Origin of the sequence: Paenibacillus nicotianae, assembly GCF_042681745.1 — a bacterium.
Classification (GTDB): Bacteria; Bacillota; Bacilli; order Paenibacillales; family Paenibacillaceae; genus Saccharibacillus; species Saccharibacillus nicotianae.
The window spans coordinates 2,797,655-2,822,247 of record NZ_JBHUGF010000010.1; the positions used below are offsets into that span (position 1 = coordinate 2,797,655).

The following is a 24,593-nucleotide window of genomic DNA, read 5'->3' on the forward strand; positions in this document are numbered from 1 at the left end:
TGATCGCCATGTGATTCTTTTTTGGACTCAGTGCCTTTTTAGTGATGAACTAAAAGGTTTTTTTGTGTTACAGCGTGTATATCATACTGAAAAAAGGAGTATTATGAACATGTCTTTACCATCACTCACCAAAAAGATAAACAATGCTTCTCCCGGTTCTACAGCGAATCAGACAATATTCGGAGTTTTACTTGCAATCTCCCTTGTTCATTTGTTTAACGATTCGATGCAATCGGTCATTCCAGCGATTTTCCCTATTTTGAAAGAAACGATGAATCTTAGTTATACACAAATCGGTTGGATTGCGTTTGCGATTAACTTTACGGCTTCTATTATGCAACCTGTTGTCGGGCTTTTTTCAGATAAACGGCCTACCCCTTCTCTTCTTCCTATCGGAATGGGATTTACATTTACAGGCATGTTATTACTTGCTTATGCAAGTTCTTATTCAGCGGTATTATTAGCAGTTGTATTTGTTGGATTGGGTTCAGCTACTTTTCACCCTGAAGGTTCTAAAGTGTCTCATATGGCAGCAGGAAATCGCAGAGGATTGGCTCAGTCAATCTTCCAAGTCGGCGGTAATGCAGGGCAATCACTGGCACCTCTACTCACTTCACTGATTTTTGTACCGTATGGTCAATTCGGTGCAATTGGATTCACCGGAGTTGCGGCTGCTGGTATTATTGTTCAAATCTTTATCGCACGCTGGTATGGACGAACGATTCGTAGTGAAAGTTTTGCTAAAAAGCATCGCAATGCTGGAAAAATTCGTCCTGAACTGAAAAACCGAATTGCTTTTGCGATGATTATTCTGATTTCACTTGTTTTTGTGCGCTCCTGGTATTCCTCTTCGATTGCAAGTTATTATAGTTTTAATATGATCGAAGGTTTTGGACTTAGTGTAGGCGATGCACAGATTTATATTTTTCTATTTTTAGCTGCTGGCGCTTTAGGTACTTTTTTCGGTGGTACATTAGCAGATCGCTTTGGTAAACGAAATCTTATTTTTGCATCTATGGCAGGTTCGGCGCCACTAGCTTTGATTTTGCCGTATGCTAATTTATTTTGGAGCGGCGTATTATTAACGATTATCGGATTTGTACTTATTTCTAGCTTTTCGGTTACAGTCGTATATGCTCAAATGTTGATCCCCGGCAAAATCGGAACTGTATCTGGATTGATCACAGGTTTGGCTTTTGGATTAGGAGGACTTGGAGCATTAGTAGTAGGCAACTGGATTGATAAAATAGGTATCTCTCCTGTAATGCAGTTGTGTAGCTTTTTACCTTTACTTGGAGTGATTACGTTTTTACTTCCTTCTGATCGTAAGTTAAACGAATGGACAGAAGGCGCTTCTGAAGCATAATATTGTATTCTATGTATTGAACTTATTATCATCTGATCCGTAAATAAAGAAAAAAGCCTATCCTTTGCTATAAAGGATAGGCTTTTTGTGTTGAATAGGTAATGCTTAACCTGCACTAGAAGCAGATGAAGCACCAGAAGCAGCAGCACTAGAAGAAGCTGCAATATATCCGTTTTCCATCGCTTGTACTTTAGCTTGTTGTACATAAAATTGTAGTTTAGCCAAGTCTTGTTTCACTTGATCTACATGTACTTGATATTGGAATTTATCAAAATCGTATTTTGTTACTACGCCAGCGTTGTAACGAATCTGCATATTGGTATTATCCAGAGTCACATCACTTACGGTACGTTGCGCTGTTACAACACTTTTATATGCTGTATCTGCATCAGTGTAACTTGATTCGATCGATTTAGCCAAATCAATTTTACCTTGAGTCAATTGTTGTCTAGCAATTTCAGTATTTGCTTTGGTTGCTTGCTCATCAAAGCTGTTGGCTGCATTTTTATCTTGGTTATCTTCTTCCCATTGAGCTTGAACAATGCCATTAGCAAGTGTTTTTACTTGGTATGAAGAAGAAAGAATCGTATCTACATTTTTCTTAGCAACAGGTTCTACAGTTACATCAACATCTGTTAATTGAATATTTGGATTGTATTCAATACCTAGATCAAATGAAATAGTAATCAATGCTTTTTGGTAAGCATCTTCAAGATTCGTCAAGTTATCTTTTTCTGCCAACAAAGCACGATTTGCTTTATCGATATCTTCTTGTGTACCCGATCCTAGAGATTGCAATGTTTGAGCACGTTGTACATCACGAGTCAATACATCGATATAGTCTTTAGACAATTGAACTTGTTTTTGACTTGCCAATAGTTGTACATATTGACCTGTCATACCAAGTTTGATACCTTCTTTAGCTTCATTAATTTGAAGTTCTGTATTTTCTTTTTGTGTATCCAAGCTATTGATATTTTTTTCTAACGTTTTACGAGACGTTTCAAGTTGTGTGTTTTGAGCGGCTGCACTTTTATTGAGTCCATCCGAAATTTTACCGACAGCATCTTGAAGTTCTTTTAGTTGTTGCTCGTAAGCATCACTTGGATCTGGCTCTGATGGTTCAGGCGTAGGAGTAGGTGTAGGATCAGCAGCGTCAGTTGCACTAGCAGATCCAGAACCACTATTGTCTGTTGTTGCAGCCGGCGTAGCATCTTCTGCTTGAGCGCTCACTGTATTCGCAGCTTTTAGTGAAGGACTAACTGTAGTTACAGAACCACTTTGTGCATCATCGCCGTTTACACCTGAATCTGTACCACTACCGTTATCAGATGGAACATGCAATACAGGAGAACCATTCCCTGCTTGAATATTAAAGCTATTGTTCAAGTCAACTAGATTTACACCTAGACTGGCATTTTGTTGATCCAATACTTTGTATTTCAATTGAAGAAGTGCAAGGTTATAAGAATCATTTAGTGCAAGATTAATAACTGTATTTAGATCCAAAGTATCAAGCTTTTTCAATTCGCCTGCTCCAGAGATCGTTAATTGTGATGCGGGTGTAGCTGTTGTGTCTGTCACTACTGGCGTTGGTATTGCATCTGCAGCATGAGCCATTGTTAAAGGTTGCGATGCTACAAGTACCATAGCCAGAAGAGAAGCGCCGACCATTCCTTTTTTCATATCCATATTACCTCTTTTCATATATTCAAAAAAATAATTCTACTCACAAATGAATGTTTCTGCCAAAAACATTTAGTATAGCTAATAAAATTAATTTAGCATTACTAACAAAATAAATCAACTACAATTCAATAAATCATTTATAATTAAAAATAAGTTTGATTTAAAAAATCATTTCTCTACTTATTAGTATGTTGGAATACTCCTACCTTTATATTATATACCTTAAATGACATATACGTAATCCTTGTTTGAACATTATTTTAAAATAAAATAATAAGATGCGTCATCCTTTTGATTAAGACCACTCTAATAAAATAACGACCAATGCAACTAAAATAGACGCAGCAAGTAAAAGATGTATTTTTTCGCGCATCATAGCAGGCTTTGTATTTATATAATGAAGTTTGTGATTTGGCGTATTATTGTTCCTCTGATCTGGATCATAATGATCTGTCGGTCTCACAATCAATCACCTTCTCTTCCATATATTGTATATCTTGCGATACTACAATCTTACCATTTGTCACACAATATTCACAATCTTATTCTGCATAAATGAAGCATCCACTTTTAGATTTAATTTATCTCATTCAAATCTACATCCAGAGGTTGAGGTCTCTTCAAATTTAGTTTGATACAATTGACAAGCACCGTAAAAACAATCTATAATTCAGCCATGAACTATAGAGTATAAATTAAACTGGTGAGTTCAGAGGAGGATACTGTAACTATGAAAAAAAGCTGGCCAACGGCCTTTACAGCGATTCTGTTAGCTGTTAGTTTGACAGCATGTTCGACAGAGAAAGCTGCAGTGGAGCCGGCAAGTAGTAGTGTCGAAGTCACAGCCGTCAAAGAAGTAACATTAGATGCGGTCTATGACTTATCCGGCACCCTACAAGCATATGATGAAACTCCTGTTTCTTTTAAAATCGGTGGAACCGTCACTTCAGTGAATGCCGATATTGGAGATCAGGTTACAAAAGGGAAAAGTTTAGCCCAACTAGATAGCGCAGATTTACAACTTGATCTCGACAATGCCAACCAAAGTGTTGCCGCTGCTCAAGCATCCCTCAGCAACGCCCAAGCTTCTCTTACCAGCGCCCAAGCTTCTCTTAGCAATGCGCAAGCCGCCAAACAAGCAGCTCAAGCAGGTATTGCATCCGCGGATGCACAGATTCAAAGTGCCAAAGTTCGTGAGCAAGGCGTAGCTGCTGGAGCTCGTACACAAGAAAAAGCACAATCACAAAATGCAGTCAACAAAGCACAAACAGCTTATAATCAAGCCAAAACAGCAGCAGATCGTGCCAAAACACTATTTCAAAACGGTCTGTTGACTCAACAAGAAAATGAACAAGCGCAAACGACTCTTGCTACAGCGCAAGATAGTCTGAATGATGCGAAAGAACAACTTTCTCTTCTATTAGAAGGAGCAAGTGCATCCGATCGGGCAGCAGCAGCTTCTACTGTTAAAGAAGCCGAAGTCGGTCGTCAAAGTGCTGTTGCTAGTGTAGAACAAGCCAATTCTGGAATTGAGCAAGCCAATGCAGGGATCGAACAAGCGAATGCGGGTATTAGCCAGGCACAAGCAAGTTACGAGCAAGCTGTCATTGCAAAAGAAACGGCTCAATTGAATTTATCTAGAGTAGGACTTGCTGCTCCTGTATCTGGTGTCGTGTTAGAAAAAACGATTTCTAATGGACAAACAGTTAGTGCAGGTACAGCGATGTTTACACTGGGTGAAATTAACAAACTTAAAGTGTTGCTTCCTATCGCGGATAGTGAAATCAGTAAGTGGAAAGTTGGACAACAAGTTAGCTTGAACCTTTATGATGAAACACGTACAGGCAGAGTAACCAAGCTTTACCCTGCGACCAATGAAAATACAGGTTCTATTAATGCAGAAGTAACGATTGATAACCCTAAATTAGATTGGAAACCAGGTCAGGTTGTCAAAGCTTCTCGTCAAGCTGCTTCATTAAAAGGAATCGCTATTCCTGTAGAAGCGGTTGTAAGTACAGGCTCTGAACCGTATGTATTCAAAAATGTAAATGGTAAAGCTGTCCAAACCCCTGTTGAAATCGGTAATCTATACGACAATCGTTATCAGATTACTAAAGGCTTAAAAGTAGGCGATCAGGTGGTGACTCAAGGAGCTGACCGTTTATTTAATGGAGATGCCCTTACAGTAAGTGAGGCGACCACTAAATGATCAAATATATCGTCAAAAAGCGTAAAATTACGCTTGTCTTCTTTATCATGCTTATCCTTTTCGGTATCGTAAGTGCATTGCAGTTGCCTAAACAATTAATGCCAGATATCGTTGTAAAAACAGCAACAGTCACAACTACTTATCCTGGTGCAACTCCAGAATTAATGGAACAAACGGTCACCAAAGTGTTAGAGCAGAAGATCAAAGAAGTTACCAATCTGGATACGATCTCTTCTACTTCCAGTAATGGTGTATCCAGTATCGTAATTCAAGCTCTTCCTTCAGCAAATGCTAAAGACACATGGAGTGAGTTACGCCGTAAAGTGCAAGATGCTGAAGGCGAACTTCCTTCTGATGCTAACACTCCTGTCGTTAATGACAATTTAACACAGACATTTGTTCAATCATTTGCTGTATATGGCAAAACCAAAGAAGATATTTATGCTTTAAGTGATTTGATGAATACATGGCGTGACCAACTTCGCTCTGTACCGGGTATTACCGATGTAGCGATTAAAGGTATACCGGATCAGCAAGTACGAGTAGACGCTGATATGGCGAAGTTAAAACAGTACAATATTTCGTGGGAATCGGTTATGCAAGCGATCCAGTCTGAAAATAACCGCGTACCTACAGGTGATATTGCATACCAATCACGTACTTATCAATTAACTGTCGATGAATCTCATGATGTAGATTCCCTCAAAAATATTGTTGTGTTTCAAACAGAAGCCGGTATTCCAGTCTATGTTAAAGACATTGCTAATGTGCAATTAGTAACGGATAAAGAAACGTACTTAGGATATTACAACGGTGTCCCTGCAATTTCACTCGATATTAGTAGTGAAACAGGTTCTGATGTCCCTACAATGCATGAGCGTGTAGCAGAAAAAATGTCTTCACTTGAAAAAACATTGCCTGCTAACATCAAGATTACTTCCCTATTTGCTCAAAAAAATGAAGTAGACCGTATTTTTAATGATTTGATTCGTGAAATGTTAATTGCGATTTTGGCGGTTATTATTATCTGTATGTTGGGATTGAACTGGTTAACAGCTTCTTTTGTAGCTTTGGCTATTCCAGTCTCAATCGCACTCGGTCTGATTCTTTTGCCTACTCTGGGAATATCGCTGAATCAGATTACGATTGTAGGATTAATTATCGTACTCGGGATACTGGTCGATGATGCGGTTGTTGTAAATGATAACATTGAACGACGATTAACCGTACTCAAAGAAAGCCCAACCGATGCAGCTATAAACGGTACCAAAGAAGTATCGATCTCTATTATTACTGCTACATTAGCAACAATCGCAGCTTTTGCTCCATTAATGTTGCTTGAAGGCGATATGGGATCATTTATTCGTCCGATTCCAACCATTATCTCGTTATGTATGTTAGCTTCGATGATTATGGCATTAACGATCATTCCTATTTTCCGTGAATGGTATGAAGAGCGTCGTAATGAACAAGGTAAAACACATGGCACAGAAAAACCTGCTGGACTATTAGGTAAACAAATTCAGTCGTTAACCAATGGCTATGCTAAAAAATTAATGCCTAAAGTATTAAAACGTCCATTGATTGTTGCTTTAACAGGACTTATTGTGAGTACACTTGCTTACGGTTTAGCTGCTTTTACACCAATCGAGCTATTCCCAAGTTCATCTGATCCTCAGTTAACGATCAATGTATCGTTGCCTACAGGTACTTCTTTACAGAAAACAGATGAAGTCGTACAAGGTGTTGCTAAATGGGTCAAAAAACAGCCAGGCGTTGAAAATATAGCTTATGCTTCTGGTGGCGGTGCACCTCAGTTGTTTACCAACCTTAGTCTAGGTGGCGGTGGTGTCACAACCGGACAGATTCTAGTCACCGGTGAAGAACATAAGCTCGATGTAGCTACAGCGTCAGAACAGTGGTCTGATCAACTGAAAAAAGATTATCCAGGTATCAGTATCTCTGTAAAAGCTACAGATTTGGGTGTCTCTGTAGGTAAAGCAGTATCGATCCGTATTCTAGGTGATGATCTAGAAGAAATTCGTAGCCTAACAGATAAAGTGAAACTTGCGATTGCTGATACACCAGGAACATACGGTATCACTGATAGTATTGGTGTAGAAAACTATGCTTTGAACTTTGTCGTTAACAAACAAGCGATGGATCAATACAAAGTAAGTTATGAAAACTTAACACGTACCCTATTGATGATGGGTAGCGGTATTAGTGTAGGTGACTTTGATAACGGTGAAGATTTGATCGATATCAAGCTTTATATGAAAGATTCTACAAACGCTAGTCCAACAGCACTATTCCAACAAGTCAGTATTACTAACTCTGCTGGAACTCAGATTCCATTATCACAAGTAGTTGAAATGAAACCATCATTTGCGATTCAACAAATCGATCGTTACAACTTAACACGAGTGAATACGATTGAGGCAGATGCAAATGGACGTACAGCTACAGAAGTTATGCAGGAATTAGAACCTAAAATCAAACAAATTAATTTCCCTGAAGGATACACATGGGATGTCGGTGGAGCAACGTCCAGTCAAACAGATACCTTTACTGATCTGGGGCAACTGTTTGTAGTCGTTATCTTCCTGATTATTATTTTAATTATGATTCAGTTCTACTCGCTTTCGATTCCGATGATTATTATGACTACAGTCTATCTAGCGGCTGCGGGCGGTATATTAGGATTATTTATCACTCGTACACCGATCGGATTTATGTCAGTCATGGGGATTATAGCACTCGCCGGAATTGTTGTAAGGAACGGTATCGTATTGATCGAATTTATAGAAGATGCAAGGCATGAAGGTATGGAATTAACCGATGCTATTATATCCGCGGCATCTGCTCGTTTCCGCCCTATTCTTCTTACTTCGTTGACAGCGATTGTTGGTATGATTCCGATCGCTACTGTCGGTGAACTATTGTTCCGACCACTTGGAGTTACGATTATTTTCGGTCTTGTATTCTCGACGATTTTGACATTGTTTGTAGTACCTTCCTTATACATGGTTGTTGCTAGAAGAAAAGATAAAAAAGCAGCCCGTAAATTAGAACGTAAACAACAACGTCGTGAAAAGTTGAATTTAAGTAAAAAAGTGTAATTGAATTATTCTGTAGATATGGATTTGTACTGAATAAGAACAGGCTTCTTTTCAAAGAGCCTGTTCTTATTTTATAATGACGTGATGACGTAGCGGTAAAGGAGACGTGCACTTGAAAAACAAAGAAGATGAAATTATTGAAGTAGCACTTCAACTTTTTTCCGAAAAAGGGTATACAGCTACTTCGGTAGATGAGATCGCGAAGGAAAGCGGAATAGCCAAAGCTTCTTTTTATAAATTTTTTCAAAGTAAAGAAGATGTTCTGGTAGCTACAGTAATGATGCATGGACGCAAAATCGATCATGCGCTTTGTATGATGTATTCGGATACTCAGTTAGCTTCCGAGCAAAAAATTGCTGAATTTGTCCGTATTTACTTACAAAATTCGTTAGATACCAAATTCCATACGATGATGATGTCGATGCATGATAAAAGCTTGTTTCATAGCGAAAAATTAATTGAAGCTTTTTTGATTGTAGAATTTAAATTAAGCAAATGGACTACCGATTGTCTGGTAGATATATATGGTGAACAGGTTGAACCTTTTGCTTATGATGTTATTTTTATGATTCGTGGCATGATGATGCAGTATTTGATTTTGCCGATGATGGGACTCAAACCGAATACGACAGATGAAGAATTTGCTGCCCTCCTCGGGAATACTATCGATGTATGGATTAAAGGGATGATGAAATACGATTATGTACCGATCTGGGATTGGAAACAGCTCAAAGTAGACCCTGAACATATTAAAGATAGCCCTGTTTTTAAAGGGATTATCATTCATGATGCTTTGCTCGACCTCAAAAGATTACTTCATCATCTACAAGTTTCGGATGAACAGAAAGAAGATTATCGTCAAGTTCTGCATGAGCTTGAACAGGAGATTTTGAGTGATCACCGACGAAAAGGAATGCTTAAAGCGATGTTTTCATTTCTTTCGCAAGAACCTTCGCTGGTGGAAAAATGTACGCTTTTACAATCTGTACTTGATATCTAATATCATCTCTATGAAAAGAAGAAAAGCTGTTTCCTGTGATGATCACAGAAAGCAGCTTTTTTTATATTTATTATTTTATTGCTGTATGATATGAATCCAATATGCTATACCGATAGAATTAGATCATTTTTTTGTTATCGCTATCACGTAAGCGTACTTTAAGCTGATCTATCGTTCTCTCCAGTGTTCCGATAGCATCGGTTACAATACTGCGATCTACTGAATCTTCGACTTCTTTCATACGCGCAGAAGCTCGTTCGCTTTCGTACGTCTGGCGGCGTTGCAGTTCATTATATTTATCAAGCAAGTCTGTAATGACTTTGTAAAAACGCTCATAATCCAAAATAACATCATCGAGAAAAAAGTCGACTTCTTCTTGAGAATAGCCACGCATTTTGGTCGCAAAATCTTTTTCATGAATTGTAAGTGCATCGAACTTAATCCCCAACTGTTTAAATAAACGCTTTTGATCTTCTAACTTACGCTGATAATTCTCATCTACAGCCATGATGATGATCCCCCTATTCCCGTAAGAACTTATACTCACATACAGTTCTTTTTTATAAATGTACCACAAACATAGCATAGGGGAAAACAATCTGCTTAAAGATATTTCGACAGACGATACAGATCATGTGGAACTTGTCAGAAGATACTATATAAGTTTAGGGCATAGATGACGTAGAAGATTGTGCTGCTCTCCACAAATCCAGTTGTTTTTGCTCTTCTGCAATTAATCGTTCAACACCTGCTGATTGTAATTTTTGCAGAAACATCGGCAATACTTTTTGCGGATTAACCGTTCCATTGATAAGCGGACGATAATACTCTGCTAATACATTATTGATCGCTGCCACTTCTGTAGATACCGGCGCAATATTCATATTAAATCCAAGTGCAGGGGCTGGAATATTGCCACTATTAAATGCTTCATATTGCTCATACGTATCTTGTGGGTACGATTTATCAAAATAAGAAATAAAGATATTCCCCCACATCCAGCCGTATCCATAATCATACTTCGGATTAAGATGATCTATTCCAGGCGCAGGCTCGATATGCTTATCATCAACTTTGATATAATGAACCCCTTCTATACCATGCTTGAGTAGATTGGCAAGATAAGGATCAGTGTATAACAATTCCAAAAACATCATAGCACGTTCAGGCTGCTGAGAAGATCGAGGAATCGCAAAAGCACCACTTTGTACATCACTTGTCTCAATTACACCTTGTCCGAGATTGACATAATCCAGATCATAACCTAATTGATTACTTCGCTCATATACATAATTAGGTGCATACGATAGTGCTCCTGCGAAGATTTTACCTGTTTTCCAATCATTTTCTGCATCATACATCGGATCTTTGGGCAAATAGCCTGCTTGATTCCACCGATACATCGTTTCTACAAAATGCTTAAATTCAGGTGTCGCATATTGATTAAATACTTGATGATCATCACGCTTAAAAGCAGGTGATTCTCCAATATTAATAGCACCCGGCAAATACCAATCGCCTGCAATATGATTCATTGGAATCGAACGATATAACATTTCCGGTGTATCCAGTGGTCGTAATTGAGGTTCATGTTGATGCACAATCTGTAAAAGGGGCTCTAAATCTTCCCATGTACGAATATGATTAATTTTTAAATGGTATTGATCTACAATATCTTTGCGCATCAGTATACCGTATTGATGTCCAATTTCTTTGTTAAGAGGTACAGCATACGTCTGATTATCAACCAGCATCCCTTTCCACAAAATAGACGGAATCGATTTTTGCATACCTACGCCATATTGCTTCAACAAATGATCAAGCGGCAAAAAAGCTCCTCTGGACACATTTGCTAAATAATTGTTTGTCCATGAGCTAGTGAACACAAGATCGGCAGGTTGACCGGAAGCTAGAATAGCCGGTATTTTGGCTTCGAAGTCTGTTGGATTTAGTGTAATAATCCGAATCGTTGCATTGATTTTGCGTTTTAGGTATTTATTCACTTCGTCCATCACTTTGGCTTGATCTGGCATTGGATTCGCATAATTGTAAAATACCAGTTCCGCAGGTGGAAGATCGCTTTGTGTAATCTCTTGCCCTGTCTGTACTGATTGTGAAGTTGCTGAATATAAAGTGACCTCTTGCTTACTACGCTGCTGACAACCTGCTCCAATAAACAACAATACAGATACCACCAGAATCAAAACCATTCGGTGGTACCTGTATCTGGAATCATTCATAACGTCCTCCTTACCTTGTGTTAGCCTTTGATACCACCGATCGTTAATCCTTTAACAAAGTACTTCTGGAAAAATGGGTATGCACAAAGAATCGGTGTTAACACAATAACAAGAATAGCCATTCGTGCGCCTTCTGCTGGAATCTGTGCTATCAGCATATTGTTGGTAGCTGACGTCGCATTGCTGGTCACAAAATCTATATTAGACTGCAATTTCATTAACATATATTGTAGACTGACTAATTTGGGATTCGTGATATACAGTTGTCCAAGGAACCAATCGTTCCAATACGTTACGAGTGTAAATAAGCCAACTGTAGCCAGTCCCGGCTTGGACAATGGAAGTACGATACGGGCAAAAATATACCACTCTCCTGCTCCATCTATTCGTGCCGCTTCTAGAATAGCTGTTTCGATAGACTGCTGCATAAACGTTCTCAAAATAATAACATTAAACGCACTCAGTGAATACGGTAAAATCAAAATCCAGAACGTATCTGCCAGATGCAGTACATTTGTATTTACAATATACGATGGTACTAATCCACCGTTAAATAACATCGTGAAAAATAAGAAAAATGCCATCACATTACGATAACGAAAATCACGTCGCGACAATACATACGAGAACAATGCAGTCACCAGTAGACTGAATAACGTTCCTATCGCTGTGACTCCGATCGTAACATACGCCGATTGTAGAATCTGATCGCCATTGCGGAACACATAACGATACGCATCCAAGCTCCATTCTGACGGCAAAAACTGATAACCTTTAGCAGACAAACTCGCTTCACTCGTAAATGAAATCGCATAAACTAAAATAATCGGAATAATACAGACCACACACAGTACAATCAAAATCAGGTTAAATACAAGATTCCAACTTTTTGGAAGCTGATTGAATTTACTAGATGTTTGTTCCATCGAAATGCCCCCTTTTCTAGAACAGCGCGCTGTCTTTGTCCATTTTTTTGACGATCCAGTTGGTGATGATAACAAGCACGAATCCGACAAACGATTGATATAAGCCTGCTGCTGCGGTCATACCGTAGTTCCCCATCGAAGTTAGGCCATTGTAGACATACGTATCAATAACCTGTGTAACAGGGTACAGAGCGCCCGAGTTATACGTTACTTGATAGAATAATCCAAAGTCGGCATAGAAAATTTTGCCGATACTTAGAATTGTCATAATAATAATGATAGGCTTGAGACAAGGAATCGTGATAAAGCGAATTTGTTGCCATTTGCTAGCGCCATCGATTGTAGCGGCTTCATAGTACTCTGGTGAAATACCTGTGATTGAAGCGAGGTAGATAATACTGCTGTACCCTACACTTTTCCAGAAAAAGACGAAGATTAGAATGTACGGCCAATAGGTCGTTTCAGAATAGAAATTAATCGGGTGCATTCCCATATAGGTGAGTGCTTGATTGATAATCCCTTTATCTGCACTCAGAAAAGCGTAAAAAATTAAAGCAACAATCGTCCATGATAAAAAGTAAGGCATAATGAGAATCGTCTGATAGGTTTTGGAAAGAAATCGGTTACGAATCTCATCAAGTACAATTGCAAGTGCCACTGCGAGAATCAGTCCGAAAATAATAAACACGAAGTTGTATAATAATGTGTTACGAGTAATTAGCCAGGCATCGCCTTTGAACAGATATTCAAAGTTTTTGAATCCGATCCAGGGACTACCTAGAATACCATCGTAGAAATTATAATTTTTGAAAGCAAGGATGACTCCGAACATCGGCAAGTAGTTGAACAAAACCAGCAAGATTAATGCAGGCAATGCCATCAAAAAAAGAACTTTATTTTTACGCAATTCATACAAAAAGGTCATGATTGAAGTCCCCTTTCTCTCCGGTATCTCTCTTGTGTGCTTATACTTTAATTATGGACAAGAGAAGGAAAGGAAACTACGCTAAGTTCTTTAGGTTATGTGTACTTTTTTTAGGTAAGCGTTATCAAAAAGGAATTTGTGGGAGTGAAGGCGACTTGTTATGTTAGTTTGAATTACATATTTGTTGGGGAGGAAATGTGAGGTGGTTTGAGGCACCGCTTCGATCAAGGATTACCCTGTCGATCGCTGGTAAGACTTGGATATCTTGATTTGACCGCCTAGCGGTCGATATCCAAGTCTTAAAGGCGAACGCTTCGCTTCTATCGGGTAATTCCTTGATCTACGCTCTATGCTGGGAGTATATTTGAAGGATACGTTAACAGTTTGAAGTAAGTAAAAAGGATACTATTCGTAGTGAACAGCATCCTTTTGTTTATTCTTTATTTAATTCTGACCAGAGTAGATAACCTATACCTATAATCAAAAAAATGATAGGAATAACTAGATTGTATGGTGTAGGCGTCCAAGTTAACATCTCTTGTATAGCAGTATTAGACATACCGCTAATATGAAAAGTCATTGCTGATGCAACCAAAAAACGTAAACTCTGTTGTCCGATTATTAGTAATAATCCTAATGATAAAAAAATAGTTCCTGTTGCTCTTTTATTCAAAATTATTCATCCTTTCTATTAATAAGTTGGAGCAGAAGTACTTTCTTTAAGAGAATATACACCGTCTGGTAGTGGAGAAGAAGCAGATTTTATAGCACTATAAATATTAACATTTTGACTAGATGAACTCACTAATGAAGTTGCTCCTGTATCTGTAACACTATAAACATCAGTTTTGAATGTTCCATAAGAATAATTCATATAAGGATAATAATCCATCCAAGCATATTTACCAGCTGGAATTGTTTGAGTAATAGTTTCGTTACCTGCATATGATCCTTCCCATGATTTTCCACCAGTTATTCCTGCACTAACAGCATTTTTTTGCGCTCCAGCTGTGAAAGATATACTAGAAGTATACGTCTGAGTTGAAGAATAGCTTATAGATCTTGTTGCTGATACTGTACCTTCATTTCTAATAGCAACTGATATTCTTCTATTTAAATCGCTTCTTGCTACTTTAGATTTATAACTAAGTTGGTTGTATTTATAAGAAGTACTCAAACTAACAATACTTGGATACACAGGTATATCATCAGAATTACCTTTTGTGAGCATATTGGCTGTAGCAGTTTCAATAATGGATTGAGCAGTAATTCTGTTATATTCTTCTGTAGATATATAATTAATTTCTCCGTTTGATACAGTAAATGCTTTAACTGTGTCTGCTACATTGCTCTGATTTTGAGATACTTCACCGTTGTTAACTCCTGTTGCACCTACAAAGCTTGGAAAAACCATTACTGCACCTAAAATAAAAGTTGCTAAAGATAATCTTTTCATTATTACCCCTCCATTTATTATGTATTATTATACATATATAAAATACCATATAATTATTGTTTTTGCTAATTATAAGCATTTTTATTATATATAGTATAAAAATAAAGAATATTTTCTAAACAGATAGATAATAAAATCAAAAAAAGTCGAACGCTACACCTTTGTGTATATCGTTCGACTTTTTCAATTATTTTGTGCTATCAATAAATTTTTTCAAATCATCCGCGATAGCTTTGGATTGAGTGTAATGCAGATAATGAGTACCGTCTAATAGAACGACTTTACCATTTACTGAATTTTTGATCTGTTCTTCGTGTTGAGTTGTCCAGTTTTTAATATCAGGATCATTTTGAACTAGAAAGAAAATAACAGGTAGATTTTTAGGGAATTCTAAGCCTTGTACAGCTTTGAAATTCGTCGGTAATAACTGTGCTTCACTTACGATGTCTGGATTCATCGTGTTTTTGAGCGTAATCATTTTAATTTGTTGTTTGGTCGCCTCATCTACATCCGGTGTCATGATCAGAGCCGGATTCAGCTTGACTAATAAACGGTAAAAGCCTGATTTTTGCAATAAACTCACCGATGCGGTATCCATCACTTCTGTCGGCTGTGTAGGGAAACTTGTATCGATTCCGGCAAAAGTAGTCACTTCATTAGGATATTTATTCACATAATCTAATCCATAGATTCCTGAAATCGAATGACCCATCAAGATGTATTTGTTAATATTCAATTGTTGCAATGCTTCATGAATCTCATTCGTGATATTGTCTACGGTACGTGGCTTGTCGGTAATATCACTTAATCCATAACCGAATGGCTCTATAACTACTACTTTATAATTAGAAGATAGTTGCTCGATTAACGGTTTGAAATCAAGAGCTGGTGATGCTGTACCGAAGCCAGGCAATAACACAATCGTTTGCTTACCTTCTCCTTGGATCAGTACATTCATATTTTTGCCATCTACAGCAACAGATTGTCCATATGGCTGTATTTTGCTTTGTTCTGACTTGCTGGCTACTACATTAACAACATAGACTGTCGCTAGAAAAACAACAATTAACAATACAACTACTGCGACAGCTTTGAGCATAAACTTGAATAATCTTTTCATAAATTCATTCCTTTAATTCTAATTTGATACATATGTATATCATTATTTAATTATAAAGCATTGCTTCGTAGTTATCCAATTTCTTGTTATACGAAGTAATTTACATATATTCATATAAAAAAAGAGATTACCTCTACAGGTAATCTCTTTGCAAACTATACAGTCATTGCACCGCCTAAGAGTGTATACTGCTTATTCTGTCACCTCAATATTCACTTCTTCTGGACGATAAATAGTAGTAATCGTACCTGTAGTATCAGTAGCGAACATCACTGTACGTTCGGCATCTAATACAAAATTATAGATTTTATTGCTAATCGGATCTTGCACTTGAATTGGAGCATTCACTCCATATTCAGATACAAAAATATATAGATTACCTTTATCGAAAGACAATTTGCGTCCATAGACACCTGATAATTCATCGCCTTGCAACCATTCCAGTTCAGTCGATACTTCTGCTTCTGCTAACGCATATTCATACAGAGCAATCTGAGTTTCTGTACGATCACTTAGTTCGATAGGCAGTGGGCTCCAGATGATTTTACCTTTGCCGATAGTTACATTTTTTACTTGAGCAATACCGGTTAACGGTGCTTGTTTGACTAATTCTGCAATTCGTTTACGGCTGAATGATACAGGTAATACTTCTTCACCTAATTGTAATGCTTCTTCACGACGTACATTTGATAAAGGAGCACTCTCCGTCACTTCACTTAAACGATCGGTATATTGCCAGTATTCATCCAATGCTAATGGGCCTGTAAATAGTAAAGTACTGCCATGCTCTTCTACATAATCTAGCAATTGCTGAAGGGCTGCTGTTTGGAAATTATGAGGGCTGGATACGATAATTAATTTCGGTGCATCACCTGTCGTTAATTCATGTAAATGGTATTCGCCAAATGCATGCGCATGTACATTCAATTCATACGATAACGTACGAATCAATTTGGTTGTTGCATCATGAGCTAATTTGCGATTGGATAGATCATTAGAATATGGGAAAACAACAGCTACTTCTTCCAATTGACGATTTTCAAATAGATCACGAGTTGCCGCCATAAAACGTCCGAAATCATACGACACATCGGCTTCTGGCTTTTCTGTTCCATCTGCTCGTACAGCCCCGATATGAGATTCATTCACATTATGCATATAGAAATTAATATTCCAGATCCATTGTACAGCCCCTGCTCCACCTGTTGAAAAAGCATAAGCGTATTTGCGTTCTAAAATATACTTCAATTCGTTTTCACTACGTTTGGCTTTACCCTCTGGTGTCTCAATATACATAATTCCTGTTTCTTGGATCAGGTTCGGCTTTTGCGGTGTCTTGGTGAAAATGCCATCCCACACGAGATCATCCATTTCCCACCATGAGTGTACGGTTGTATAATCGACAGTCTCTGCATATAGCAATGGCGATGGACGTTGCCCTGCTAATCCTTCATCCTGCCCTACAGTGACTAACTGCTTGGGTTGAATACTTTGGATCATACGCGTCAAATCTGTCGCCCAGCGATTGTGCATATCCATTGTAAATAGATTATAGTCCAGCCAACGAGTTCCTTTTTTCGGATGAATCGATGTAGGGTTATAGCTAATATCATCGACATGAACTGGATATACCGCATCAAAGTTTGGTAATTCTTCCGGTGTCATATTCCAGCGTTCTTGCACTCTGGTAATATCGCTATCATAACGCTTTTCCACCCATTCTTTGTACGCTGCAATCTCAAATTCATCATATACCGGTTGCGGGCCTGAAAATGGAATATCTGGATTGAACATCGATGGTTCATTGATCAGATCCCAATGAATATTGGATGTGTGACGATGACGGGTGACAATCGCTGAGATAAAACGCTTCTGCGCTTCTACACTGCGTGGATCAAGATACGGGTTAACCCCTTCCCAAGCTTCCGGTGTAAAAGCAAAAAAGTTAAATGTTAATTCATGACCATGCTTTTTACTTGTCAAAATAAACGCATCGATTGCGCGCATTACTTCTTCATACGGATGACCATCGACAAACATCACATGTCGCCAAGCACTCCATACCCCTGTACGCAGATAGTTAATGCCTGCATGTTTCATCTGTGCCATATCTTTATCCCAGACTGCCGCATTCGGTAAAAATAAAAATTTACGTGCTACATCTGACGTCATATACGTCATACCCACAATCGGTAATGGACGACCTTCTTTGCGGAAATAATCGCGATCAGCTGTTAACATTTCACCTGTTGCCAAAAAGTCTGCATCAAATCCCCAGAATCCTTGATGAATTGTACGAATCTCACCGGATGGTGAAGTGATCGTTCCTTCCAAGCGATAATATCCAGCTTCAATCGTAATCTCAACAGGTAAGCGTACAATATCCAGTTCACGAGAAGCAGAGATTGTTACTTCTTTTGTCCAGACGTCTGTAAATTGACCGGATAACGCCTGGTCTTCTTTAGCCACTTGTAGGTGGAATGTCCATTCTCCGCTAATATCTGCACTGGTCGAATGACGTTGCAACGATTGTAATTGAATCGTGAGTGTTGGACGCTCGCCCGGTTCATAGCTTGCATAGTTAGGTTTTACCCAGATTTCAGTAACCCCTTTGGCTGCAAATTCGCCCCACTTGGAAATAGCTTCAATACCTTTTTCCCAGAAAGAAGCTCCTGCTAATTGGTTGACAAATACCCAGCGTCCACCAGCATAAGCGCCTTTGGTATTTTCGAGCAAAATAGCAGGCGCGGCTACTTCACGTCCGTCTTTAGAGATTCCTTTAAGTAGCGGATAAATATGAGCATCCATCGGCCCACTGGAACCACCTTGTGCAGGATGGTCATTAGCTTTGGTTACATGAAGAGCAAATCCCCATGTGCTCTGACGCTCAAATAAAGATTCTTGTCCTGCAAACAATGGAAAATCAGTACTTGCTTTATAATGATCGATCGGTGTCACTTCTACAGGCAACACTTCATTAATATTCAATATTTGGTGATACGCTGTTTGTTCGTGTTCAGCTTTCCATCCATCTGCTGTTTCATTCACAGGGGTACGGAAAGGAATACCGCCCATATGTACAAATCCTTTGCTGTCATTTAAATGATTATGAATCGCTGTCCATGCTTGTTTGGGAAAGTAACTGCCATGCAGATGAATAAACAAATCTGCTTGCGTAAGCGCTTTAGAAAGTTCGCTAGCTGTAACCACTGTGCCTTGCTTATGCAGTTCTGTTAGCTGTTGTTCATTTGGGCGTTGTCCATCAAAAGGAAAAGCAGGATCATAAAAAATAACAGTATGAAGCTTAGAAATTAAAGTCATAATAATCTCCTTCATCATTGATATTGGATTGAATTGGATTGGAATAAAACTGGATTGGAACGTTTCGGATGCTAAAGAGGTACCCCACTATGGGAAGATAAATGTTCTTATCGTCGCTGTTGGATACGAATCCTATCTTTAACCAGTTTGCGGTAAGATTCATATCCAAAGGCGATCTTAGCCTATGCTTCCAAAGTACCTTTCTTACGAAAGCTTGTAACTCTTTCAGAACAGTCCTATTCCCTTCGCTCTGTACTATTTCACTATAACCGATTCTGTTAAGTTATGCATTAAGTAATTTTTGAAATTTAGTATTTCAACTTTATTCAACATTTTGATGTGTTTTAAGATGATGGATTGGTGAGTAACCCTTTTTGCATCGCTTTATAGATTAACTGAGAAAATAAACTATTAGACCATGCAAACCATGGACGGGTAAAAATAGTCGGATCGTCCGAATGGAATCCTTCATGCATATAACCGGTATCCGCATCGGTACTTTCTAATAAATGAATCATTTCTAACATTTCAGCATCATTATTAGCGGTTAATCCTTGCATCGATAATCCCATATGCCAGATGTAACCGTCCGGTGTATGCGGGCTTCCCATGCCTTTAGCGGCTTTTCCTTCAAAATAATACGGATTCTCAGTACTTAAAATAAATTTTCGTGTATTCAGATACATCGGATCGTTTACATCACAATATCCTAGATAAGGCATCGATAATAAGCTTGGTGTACCAGCATCATCTACCAAACAATAATTTCCAAACCCATCTGTTTCATACGCATATATCTTTCCATGTACCGGATGTCGATAAATTCCATACCATTCGATGCCATGCTGGATTTCTTCTTCCATTTCAGCTAACTCTGCACAAAAAGCTTCATCACGATAAACAGCGCGCACCATTTCTTGCATTTGACGTAAAGAAACGACTGCGAACATATTCGAAGGAATACTATAATGAAATTCGCAAGCATCATCACTTGGACGAAAGGCTGACCAGATCATTCCTGTATAGTTCACCGGCATGCCTAATCCTTTGTTCCGAATCGTATCTATCGCCGGACAATTGCGTCTGGTAAAACGGTACGGCGATTCTTCCATATGACGCTGTTCTGTCCGCCATAATTGGAAAATGGTACGCAACCCTTGCTTAAAGCCTGCATCAAAAATATCGGTATTACCGCTTGTTTTCCAATAGTGATATGCCAGCCGGATCGTAAAACAAAGTGAATCTAATTCAAATTTGCGTTCCCATACCCAGGGGCTCATTTCTGTTTCATCGGCAGGGTCCCAGTGCCAATCATTGGCTGTTTCGTTAAATGAATTTGCATACGGATCAATCTCCAGATAGAACATATGTCGTCTGATTAGTCCGCTGATAATACGTTGCAATTCTTTATCTTCTTTACAAAAAGGAACATAGTGCATCAACTGCTCTACTGAATCCCGCAACCACATTGCCGGAATATCTCCTGTTATTACAAAAGTCGTTCCATCATCCATTAATTTGGTAGTTGTCTCTAATGTATTAGGAAAACAATTGCGAAATAGTTCAGCTAACTTGGGACGGTGAGCTATTACTTGCTCTGCTTCTGCTAGCACATCCTGAACTGCCTGTGGCAGTTCGAATGTGGACATTTGAACATGTTCTAACTTTTCTAACATGATACTTCCCCCTTATTCCATTTCAATGTTTTGATCTCATAAGGTTTGAATGACAGTTCTAATTGATTGTCTGTTGCCGATAACGTTTCAAGATGATCTTCTAGGATATTGACCAGTGTAATCGTATGATTGTCTGGTTGACCTGCCTGTACAGGCCATTGAATACGAGCAGTGCCGCGACTGCCTGAAGATTCATATAGACGGATAATACTTCCTTGTCCATCTTCTGCTGGCTTGATCGTATCGAGAATAATATGCTCGCTATGATAAGAAAACAGTGATGTAAACAACTGATGATCGATTACTGTAGATAATTTCTGATCTGTAGTCGGTGTAGCCGCAATTTTTCTATAAGATGCAGGTTGGTTAAGCTCTGCTGCTGTCCGTACAACCTGCGCTTCACGCCAATTTCCATGATGCGGTAATAACGAATAGGTGAACTCATGATGACCTAGATCGGCACCTTGATCAGGCCATTTCGGTGCTCGTAGTAATGACAGACGCATATTGCAATCTTTGATATCGTAGCCATACTTGCAATCGTTAAGCAGACTGACTCCATAATTCCCTTCCGAAATATCTGCCCAGCGATGTCCGCAGACTTCATATTGAGCTTTGTCCCAACTGGTATTGGTATTCATTGTACGTTGCAAAGCACCAAATGGAATCTCATAGGTCGCTTGCTCGGCTACCAGATCGACAGGGAACGATACTTTCAGCAATTTATGACTTTCATTCCACTCGACTTCTGTTTTAAAATCGATCCGGCGATGGTCTTGATACAGATGTATATGTTGCACAATAATAGACTGTCCAATCTGCCAGCGGAATTGCAATATATCCCCTGTCTGTCCACTCATTATCACTTGAGAAGAGAGACACACAGCAGTATCAGCGATCTGATCGGCAAAATGGGGATCGATATCCCACGCATCCCACAGCAACGGACGATCATGATAAAAGCCAAATACATTACCATGCTGATCTTCTTTGAGCACGTTCCGTTCGTATTGCTTATCGTATAAAGAAACGATCTCTCCTTGCTCGCTAAACTGAATCCGATAAAAAGGAGTTTCCCAGATTGATGGAACTGCTTCTCCAACAGTGACTTGAGATGGGGATAGGGTATCGTTATCTATATGATTAGCAGGTACAGTACTATGATCATTCTCTGAACGTAGCCAGATCACTGTATAACCGAACGCAGGAATCGATGGTACATCGACCCGTAGAGTGTATTTATTTTCCAATTGAGACTCATTTTCTGTGGATAACTTTGTAGAATTTTCGATTGCAGATGGATGAGTATTGGTCGTATGTCCTGGTAAAACAGGCTTGGCTGATGTAAACAATAACTGTGGTACTTCAGTTGTTGTAGACGGAATCGATGTGGGTACAGTCTGCTGAACAGTAGCTTGTGAGATCACATCACTGCGCAACAATGTTCCTGATTGATCATATACCTGAACATTATTTAACTCCTCGCCACCTTCAATCTCGATCCATTCGCCACGTTCCCAACTGAGACTATTGAACACAGCATAAGCTGTACCTTGCTGATCCGACTGTGCCAACTGCTGTCCAATCCATGATGTCCACGGAGCAAGCGCTTGATCCAGAGCAGTTGTACCAATCTCTAAAATCTGAGCATATTCCACTTCTGATGTATCGTACACTTCTGGAATCGCTGAACCAGGTACTATATCGTGAAACTGATTGAGCATAATACCAAGCCAGCCATTTTTGAATTGTTGTCTGGTAATGATTCCATCCTGTTGTTGTTCAAACAGAGCAGGATGTACAGATAAACCTTCATCTGCATACTGCTTCGCTAGTGTTTGTATATGTGCAGATGTTAGTGTGTCATCTTGTTCTAAAGATAATTCGACAGACTCGCTATCGGCTAGGCTACTGTGGTTGAAATAGATCGTGGTAAGTCTTTCCCATACTTCTGCTTCACGATACAGTAATTCAGCTTTACGATTATGACGTTTATTCCATGCTTGCGTCGTATAGGTTCCGCGATGTAATTCTAAATACAGATCACCACGCCAGACAGGTAGCTCATCTGCTGATTCTAATGTCTGTTCAAAAAACTGTTTGGCTGTTCCAAATTCTGCTTGTGGTAATCCCACCATTAATTCGGCATGTTCGACATATTCAATCATTTCATGAGTGACTCCACCGCCCCCATCTCCATGTCCGTAGAGCAACATTTGCTGAGGATGGATATCTTTTTGGCGGAAATAATCCCAGTGTTCTGCGATGTCTTTCGGTGTGGTCGATTCATTGACACCATGATTCAGATAAGACAAAATCGGCGTACCATCGATTCCTACCCAGTGAAACAGATCATAAGGGAAGATATTGGTATCATTCCAATTCAGCTTGGTCGTCATAAAATAATCGATCCCTGCTTGACGCAATAATTGTGGCAATGAAGCACAATAGCCAAATGTATCCGGTAACCATTCGATCGTAGAAGTCACGCCAAATTCTTCACGATAAAAATGTTGTCCATATAATAGCTGACGAGCGAGTGACTCTCCGCTTGGAATATTCAGATCAGGTTCTACCCACATTCCTCCTACCAATTCCCAGCGACCTTCAGCAATTCGTTGTTTTACTTTGGCGTACAGCTCTGGATAATGATCTTTGACATAAGCAAATAATTGCGGTTGGCTCTGAGAATAGATAAAGTCAGGATATTGCTCCATTAATGTACACATCGTTGAAAATGTACGACTGGACTTGCGAACGGTTTCCCGTACAGGCCATAACCATGCGATATCAATATGCGATTGTCCAATCATATACATATAGCCATTTTCAGATGCATCTGGAGCAAAAACGAGTACCTGTTCTCGTAAGATTTCTTCCAGTTGTCGCCACGGTTCTTCCAGTTGCCATGATTCTTCTGGAAGTGCATAAGCAGCATGCATCGTTTGCTCCAAAGCTTTTTGGATTTCGATGCGGCGCAATTCATTTTCAGGCAAACGGCGCATACTATGTAACAATATCTGCACACTGTACATCAGACTACGTAGTCCACTGTTGATACTGACCAGACTCGCCTCGTATCCTCTTAACGGAGCTACAAATTCAGGTTGTCCGTTTAATGGATCATGGGGTTCAGGAATCGGATCGTATAATTCAATATCAAGTTCAATCTGGGTGCCTACATATGATTCGCGCAAAGGAACAAACGTATGATTTTTATCAAGCCCATGATAGAACTCGCCATTGATTTTTAGTAATCCTTCGCCACCGCCTGCATTGAATACCAAGCCGACAGGATGTGATGACCATGAAGCTGGAATTTGGATATTGGTTTGTAAAAAGTAGGTGATACCATGCTTTTCTTTTAATCTCATATCACTATTCTGACGTGGTACAAGAACCTCATAATGATCAGGTGTAATATAACGAGTTTCTTCTACTGTCCATTGATTCAGTTCTTGCGTATCCAACCATTGTTTGGTAGATAAAAGTTTGATAAATCGTTCGATCTGGTACATAGAGAGCCTCCTCAAATCATGATTG

Annotated in this window: 16 protein-coding genes; 4 read left to right on the forward strand and 12 right to left on the reverse strand. The window is 39.0% G+C overall.

Annotation, left to right across the window (positions count from 1 at the left end; translation table 11 throughout):
• Positions 1-109: 109 nt before the first annotated feature.
• A complete protein-coding gene (locus ACFSGI_RS16580) occupies positions 110-1,366 on the forward strand; it encodes an MFS transporter (RefSeq protein ID WP_204825303.1) in 1,257 nt (418 codons plus the stop codon).
• Between the two features lie 105 nt (positions 1,367-1,471).
• Here ACFSGI_RS16580 and ACFSGI_RS16585 read toward each other — a convergent pair whose 3' ends face one another.
• Both ACFSGI_RS16585 and ACFSGI_RS16590 read right to left on the reverse strand, forming a co-directional pair.
• Positions 1,472-3,052 (reverse strand): TolC family protein, encoded by a 1,581-nt coding sequence (locus ACFSGI_RS16585; RefSeq protein WP_204825304.1) that lies wholly within the window; start codon positions 3,050-3,052, stop codon positions 1,472-1,474.
• Between the two features lie 298 nt (positions 3,053-3,350).
• Positions 3,351-3,518: a hypothetical protein gene (locus tag ACFSGI_RS16590; RefSeq protein ID WP_204825305.1), complete on the reverse strand. Its 168-nt coding sequence runs from the start codon at positions 3,516-3,518 to the stop codon at positions 3,351-3,353.
• 267 nt (positions 3,519-3,785) lie between these two features.
• Here ACFSGI_RS16590 and ACFSGI_RS16595 point away from each other — a divergent pair, with 267 nt between their 5' ends.
• The 3 genes from ACFSGI_RS16595 (at position 3,786) to ACFSGI_RS16605 (ending at position 9,386) form a co-directional block, all read left to right on the forward strand.
• Complete coding sequence (locus tag ACFSGI_RS16595) at positions 3,786-5,264, forward strand: efflux RND transporter periplasmic adaptor subunit (protein ID WP_204825306.1); 1,479 nt, start codon at positions 3,786-3,788, stop codon at positions 5,262-5,264.
• Positions 5,261-8,386, forward strand: a complete 3,126-nt coding sequence (locus ACFSGI_RS16600; protein WP_204825307.1) for an efflux RND transporter permease subunit — start codon at positions 5,261-5,263, stop codon at positions 8,384-8,386. Before ACFSGI_RS16595 ends, ACFSGI_RS16600 begins: the two co-directional genes overlap by 4 nt.
• 112 nt (positions 8,387-8,498) lie before the next feature.
• Positions 8,499-9,386 carry a TetR/AcrR family transcriptional regulator gene (locus tag ACFSGI_RS16605; protein ID WP_204825308.1) on the forward strand — a complete coding sequence of 296 codons (888 nt, stop codon included), beginning with the start codon at positions 8,499-8,501 and terminating at the stop codon, positions 9,384-9,386.
• Between the two features lie 118 nt (positions 9,387-9,504).
• Here the strand turns inward: ACFSGI_RS16605 and ACFSGI_RS16610 are convergent, their stop codons facing one another.
• The 10 genes from ACFSGI_RS16610 to ACFSGI_RS16655 all read right to left on the reverse strand — a co-directional run bounded on the left by ACFSGI_RS16610 (position 9,505) and on the right by ACFSGI_RS16655 (position 24,568).
• Positions 9,505-9,894 carry a DivIVA domain-containing protein gene (locus ACFSGI_RS16610; RefSeq protein WP_204825309.1) on the reverse strand — a complete coding sequence of 130 codons (390 nt, stop codon included), beginning with the start codon at positions 9,892-9,894 and terminating at the stop codon, positions 9,505-9,507.
• Positions 9,895-10,051: 157 nt separating this feature from the next.
• Complete coding sequence (locus ACFSGI_RS16615) at positions 10,052-11,626, reverse strand: ABC transporter substrate-binding protein (protein WP_204825310.1); 1,575 nt, start codon at positions 11,624-11,626, stop codon at positions 10,052-10,054.
• 20 nt (positions 11,627-11,646) lie between these two features.
• Positions 11,647-12,552 carry a carbohydrate ABC transporter permease gene (locus tag ACFSGI_RS16620; RefSeq protein ID WP_204825311.1) on the reverse strand — a complete coding sequence of 302 codons (906 nt, stop codon included), beginning with the start codon at positions 12,550-12,552 and terminating at the stop codon, positions 11,647-11,649.
• Positions 12,553-12,568: 16 nt separating this feature from the next.
• Entirely contained in the window at positions 12,569-13,477 is a 909-nt protein-coding gene (locus ACFSGI_RS16625; protein WP_204825312.1) for an ABC transporter permease, read from the reverse strand.
• A 433-nt stretch (positions 13,478-13,910) separates the two neighbouring features.
• On the reverse strand, positions 13,911-14,150 hold the full coding sequence (locus tag ACFSGI_RS16630) for a hypothetical protein (protein WP_204825313.1): 240 nt from the start codon (positions 14,148-14,150) through the stop codon (positions 13,911-13,913).
• Positions 14,151-14,168: 18 nt separating this feature from the next.
• Complete coding sequence (locus tag ACFSGI_RS16635) at positions 14,169-14,933, reverse strand: hypothetical protein (RefSeq protein WP_204825314.1); 765 nt, start codon at positions 14,931-14,933, stop codon at positions 14,169-14,171.
• Positions 14,934-15,120: 187 nt separating this feature from the next.
• Complete coding sequence (locus ACFSGI_RS16640; RefSeq protein WP_204825315.1) at positions 15,121-16,053, reverse strand: alpha/beta fold hydrolase; 933 nt, start codon at positions 16,051-16,053, stop codon at positions 15,121-15,123.
• A 192-nt stretch (positions 16,054-16,245) separates the two neighbouring features.
• A complete protein-coding gene (locus ACFSGI_RS16645; RefSeq protein WP_204825316.1) occupies positions 16,246-19,374 on the reverse strand; it encodes a beta-galactosidase in 3,129 nt (1,042 codons plus the stop codon).
• 344 nt (positions 19,375-19,718) lie between these two features.
• The gene (locus ACFSGI_RS16650) at positions 19,719-21,050 is read right to left on the reverse strand and encodes a glycoside hydrolase family 125 protein (protein WP_204825317.1); all 1,332 of its coding nucleotides are present in this window, start codon (positions 21,048-21,050) and stop codon (positions 19,719-19,721) included.
• Entirely contained in the window at positions 21,044-24,568 is a 3,525-nt protein-coding gene (locus ACFSGI_RS16655) for an alpha-mannosidase (RefSeq protein ID WP_204825318.1), read from the reverse strand. Before ACFSGI_RS16655 ends, ACFSGI_RS16650 begins: the two co-directional genes overlap by 7 nt.
• Between the last annotated feature and the right edge of the window lie 25 nt (positions 24,569-24,593).